Annotated in this window: 5 protein-coding genes; all 5 read left to right on the forward strand. The window is 52.7% G+C overall.

What is annotated here, in order from left to right:
* Positions 1–167: 167 nt before the first annotated feature.
* The gene (gene hisB / locus D6694_00395; protein ID RMH48550.1) at positions 168–1241 is read left to right on the forward strand and encodes a bifunctional histidinol-phosphatase/imidazoleglycerol-phosphate dehydratase HisB; all 1074 of its coding nucleotides are present in this window, start codon (positions 168–170) and stop codon (positions 1239–1241) included.
* Positions 1238–1837, forward strand: coding sequence for an imidazole glycerol phosphate synthase subunit HisH (gene hisH, locus D6694_00400; protein ID RMH48551.1), 600 nt, complete (start codon positions 1238–1240; stop codon positions 1835–1837). The genes hisB and hisH overlap by 4 nt, the downstream gene beginning before the upstream one ends.
* Entirely contained in the window at positions 1834–2583 is a 750-nt protein-coding gene (locus D6694_00405) for a 1-(5-phosphoribosyl)-5-[(5-phosphoribosylamino)methylideneamino] imidazole-4-carboxamide isomerase (protein RMH48552.1), read from the forward strand. The genes hisH and D6694_00405 overlap by 4 nt, the downstream gene beginning before the upstream one ends.
* The gene (hisF, locus tag D6694_00410) at positions 2553–3341 is read left to right on the forward strand and encodes an imidazole glycerol phosphate synthase subunit HisF (GenBank protein ID RMH48553.1); all 789 of its coding nucleotides are present in this window, start codon (positions 2553–2555) and stop codon (positions 3339–3341) included. The genes D6694_00405 and hisF overlap by 31 nt, the downstream gene beginning before the upstream one ends.
* A partial coding sequence (locus D6694_00415) for a bifunctional phosphoribosyl-AMP cyclohydrolase/phosphoribosyl-ATP diphosphatase HisIE (protein RMH48554.1) occupies positions 3319–3818 on the forward strand: 500 nt, incomplete at its 3' end. The genes hisF and D6694_00415, both read left to right, overlap by 23 nt.

The following is a 3818-nucleotide window of genomic DNA, read 5'->3' on the forward strand; positions in this document are numbered from 1 at the left end:
AATAAGGATCAATGGCTTAGCTATCTGGCGAGCCGGGGCGTCATGCTACGTGACCAGTCGGGCCAATACGGTCTTACAGACTGCGTGCGTATCAGCATAGGCCATCCGAAAGAATTGAATAGCTTGATGCAACTGATTCAAGATTTTGCCGAAAGGAGCACACGCAAATGACACAATTCCCGTACCTCTTTGTTGACCGCGACGGCACCCTCATTGAAGAGCCTCTGCCAGACCGACAAATCGATAGTCTGGACAAGCTACGTTTGATGCCCGAAGTGATTCCTTGTCTTCGTCGCCTACGTCGTGCCGGTTACCGCTTGGTCATGGTTTCGAACCAAGATGGTCTGGGCACCGAACAATTTCCTCAGGCGTCTTTTGACAAACCTCACACCTGGCTACTGACGCTTTTACAAAGCCAAGGCATTGAATTCGAGGATATTTTGATATGTCCGCATTTCGAAAGTGACCGATGCGATTGCCGTAAGCCCAAAGCCGGTCTTTTGTTCGACCTGTTGGCAAGTGGCCGGGTTGATCTTAAACGAAGCGCCGTGATTGGGGACCGGGACACCGATGTCATGCTCGCCCAAAACATCGGTGTCCGCGGGTTTCTTTATCACAAAGACAAGAATGACTGGCCATCCATCACCTTAGCGTTAACCTCAATGCCACGCTGCGCACGAGTCGAACGCAAAACCAAGGAGACTTTTGTCACCGCCGAAGTCAATCTTGATCGCGCTGACCTGATTGACATCTCGACAGGACAGCGTTTTTTCGACCACATGCTTGAACAAATTGCCACTCATGCAGGCATCTCAATACGTCTTCGCTGTGAAGGTGACTGGGAAGTTGATGATCACCACAGCATCGAAGACTGTGCTTTGGTGCTTGGCGAAGCGCTTCGCCAAGCGCTGGGCGCCAAATGCCAAATCCAACGTTTCGGGTTCACACTGCCCATGGATGAATGTCTCGCCCAATGTGCCGTCGATTTGTCGGGTCGTGCCTATGCTGTTGTCGACGCACAATGGAGTCGCTCGCAAGTGGGCGGTTTAAGTTTAGAAATGGTCCCTCATTTCTTTCGCTCGCTTGCCACAGCCGCCGCTATGTGCGTGCACCTGTCGGTGACGCAAGGCAACGCCCACCACCAGGTCGAAGCACTGTTCAAAGCATTTGGGCGTGCTTTGGGACAAGCTGTGATCATGGATGAACGCCGTACAACGAGCAGCAAAGGAGTTTTAGAATGACAAAAGAAGTCGTCATTGTGGACACCGGCTGTGCCAATCTGGCGTCCGTCAACTATGCATGCGAACGGTTGGGTTATCGGACCTGCGTCACTTGGCAAAAAGACGTCATTGCGACCGCTGAACGTGTGATCCTGCCCGGCGTCGGACACGCTGCCTATGCCATGCGTCGATTGGCTGAGCGAGGCCTCATTCCGGTCATCTCTGCACTCAAACAGCCCGTGCTCGGCATCTGTCTTGGCATGCAGCTACTTGCCGAGCATAGCGAAGAAGGCAATACCCGAATGCTTGGCATCATGCCAGCCAAGGTCACAAGACTTCCTGAACGCGTTCGATTACCACATATGGGTTGGAACCGGGTGCATTTCACTGCCGAACACGATGAATTATTTTCAGGCATTGTACAAGACAGCTATTTCTATTTTGTCCACAGCTACGCCGTGCCTGTCAGCCCTTGGACCATCGCCCAAAGTACCTACGGAATTGGCTTTTCGGCAGCGGTCCGAATCGGCAATTTCTTTGGCGTCCAGTTTCATCCCGAAAAATCATCTACGACCGGACGCCGGCTTTTGCGCAATTTCTTGGAGATGCCGACATGATTATTCCAGCCATCGATTTGTTAAACAACGTTGTCGTGCGACTGACACAGGGACGCTATCACACGCCAAGTTATTACGACATTGATGCGTCTCAATTGGCCCGTCGTTATGCAACTGAAGGGGCAAAAATGCTCCATCTTGTTGACCTAAGCGGCGCCAAAGATGCGCAGGCGCGGAGCACCAGCGGCCTACTTGCGCTGACCAAGAGCACCGACCTTGCCTGGCAAGTCGGTGGTGGTATTCGTTCCGCAGACGACATCCAACAATTGCTCGATCACGGTGTCTCGCGGGTGGTCGTTGGCAGCATGGCCATACGCCACCCAGAGCTGGTGGTCGAGTGGCTGATGCGTTTCGGCGCCGATAAGATTGTCCTCGCCCTTGATGTCCGCCCAACCCAAGATGGTCGATGGCTGTTGCCTGTCGATGGCTGGACCACCGAGACAAACCGCGAACTTAAAGAATGCTTGGCGTTTTATGCTTGCGTTGGTGTGCGTCACATCCTGTGTACCGACATTTCCCGCGATGGCACCGCCAAGGGCCCGAATGTCGAACTTTATCGACAACTTTGTCACCAATACCCGGATATTCGCTGGCAGGCTTCCGGTGGTGTGGGCTCACTTGAGCACATCGCTCAGATTGCAGCCACTGGCGTAGCTCATTTAATCGTTGGCAAGGCACTGTTAGACGGTATATTTTCATTCAAGGAGGCTTGCATATGCTGGCAAAACGCATCATCCCCTGTCTAGATGTCAAACACGGCCAGGTCGTCAAGGGCATCCAATTTCGCCACCATAAAGTCGTCGGTGACATTGTGACATTGGCACGACTCTATGCCGAACAGGGCGCTGACGAACTGGTTTTTTACGACATTACCGCCAGCGTCGAGGACAGATGCGTCGATAAGGCCTGGGTACGCCGTGTTGCGGAAGTCATTGATATTCCCTTTTGTGTTGCAGGGGGCATACGCGCTTTGCGTGATGCGGAAACCATTTTGACTATGGGGGCCGATAAAATTTCGATCAATTCCCCTGCACTCGAACAGCCCGCTTTGATCACCGAACTGGCCAATGCGTTCGGTCAACAATGTATCGTGGTGGGCATTGACAGTTACTATGACGACAACACGCAACAGTGGCATGTTTATCAATACACAGGCGATGAACAAAAGGGACGTGATACTGGACGACTGACGCAAGCATGGATACAAGAAGTCCAAGATCGGGGAGCGGGCGAAATTGTGCTCAATACCATGAACCACGACGGCATACGCAGCGGCTATGACATACACCAACTCAAAGTGATGCGTTCGATCTGCCAGGTTCCTTTGATTGCCTCTGGCGGCGCGGGCGCTTTGTCCCACTTCGCGGAAGTTTTTCAGGAAGCGGATGTCGACGGTGCGCTTGCTGCCAGTGTTTTCCATAAGGGCATGTTGTCCATTCCCGAAGTGAAATCCTACTTGCAAAAAGAAGGAGTATGTGTCCGTGAACCCATTAACGCTGAATGACATACAAAAACTGGCCTGGGACAAGGGGTCAGGACTATTGCCCGCGGTGGTGACAGACGCCGATATCGGCGACGTGCTCATGGTTGGCTTTATGAATCAGGATGCCTTGGCGCAAACATTGCGTTCACATCGGGTGACATTTTTCAGTCGTAGCCGCCAATGCCTTTGGCAAAAAGGAGAAACGTCCGGGCACGTGCTCAATCTAATCGCAGCTTACCCTGATTGTGATCACGACACCATTTTAATCGAGGCTGTGCCGCAAGGCCCTACGTGCCACCAAGGGTTGAGAAGCTGCTTCGGTCCCTCGCCTCGCAGCACCCTAAGTTTTATCGCTGAATTGGAAGCGCTTATCCGTACTCGAGCAAAGCAGCCCGTTTCCCAGCACAGTTACACTCAACAACTTTTCGCCTCGGGCATCGAACGCATCGCGCAAAAAGTCGGCGAGGAAAGTATCGAAACCGTCATTGCAGCGCTCAC

Source organism: Gammaproteobacteria bacterium (assembly GCA_003696665.1).
Lineage (GTDB): Bacteria > Pseudomonadota > Gammaproteobacteria > Enterobacterales.

Bases quoted from the DNA above. Each gene is read 5' to 3' on its own strand.
- hisB (RMH48550.1), top strand. From the start codon at position 168: ATGACACAATTCCCGTACCTCTTTGTTGACCGCGACGGCACCCTCATT.
- hisH (RMH48551.1), top strand. From the start codon at position 1,238: ATGACAAAAGAAGTCGTCATTGTGGACACCGGCTGTGCCAATCTGGCG.
- D6694_00405 (RMH48552.1), top strand. From the start codon at position 1,834: ATGATTATTCCAGCCATCGATTTGTTAAACAACGTTGTCGTGCGACTG.
- hisF (RMH48553.1), top strand. From the start codon at position 2,553: ATGCTGGCAAAACGCATCATCCCCTGTCTAGATGTCAAACACGGCCAG.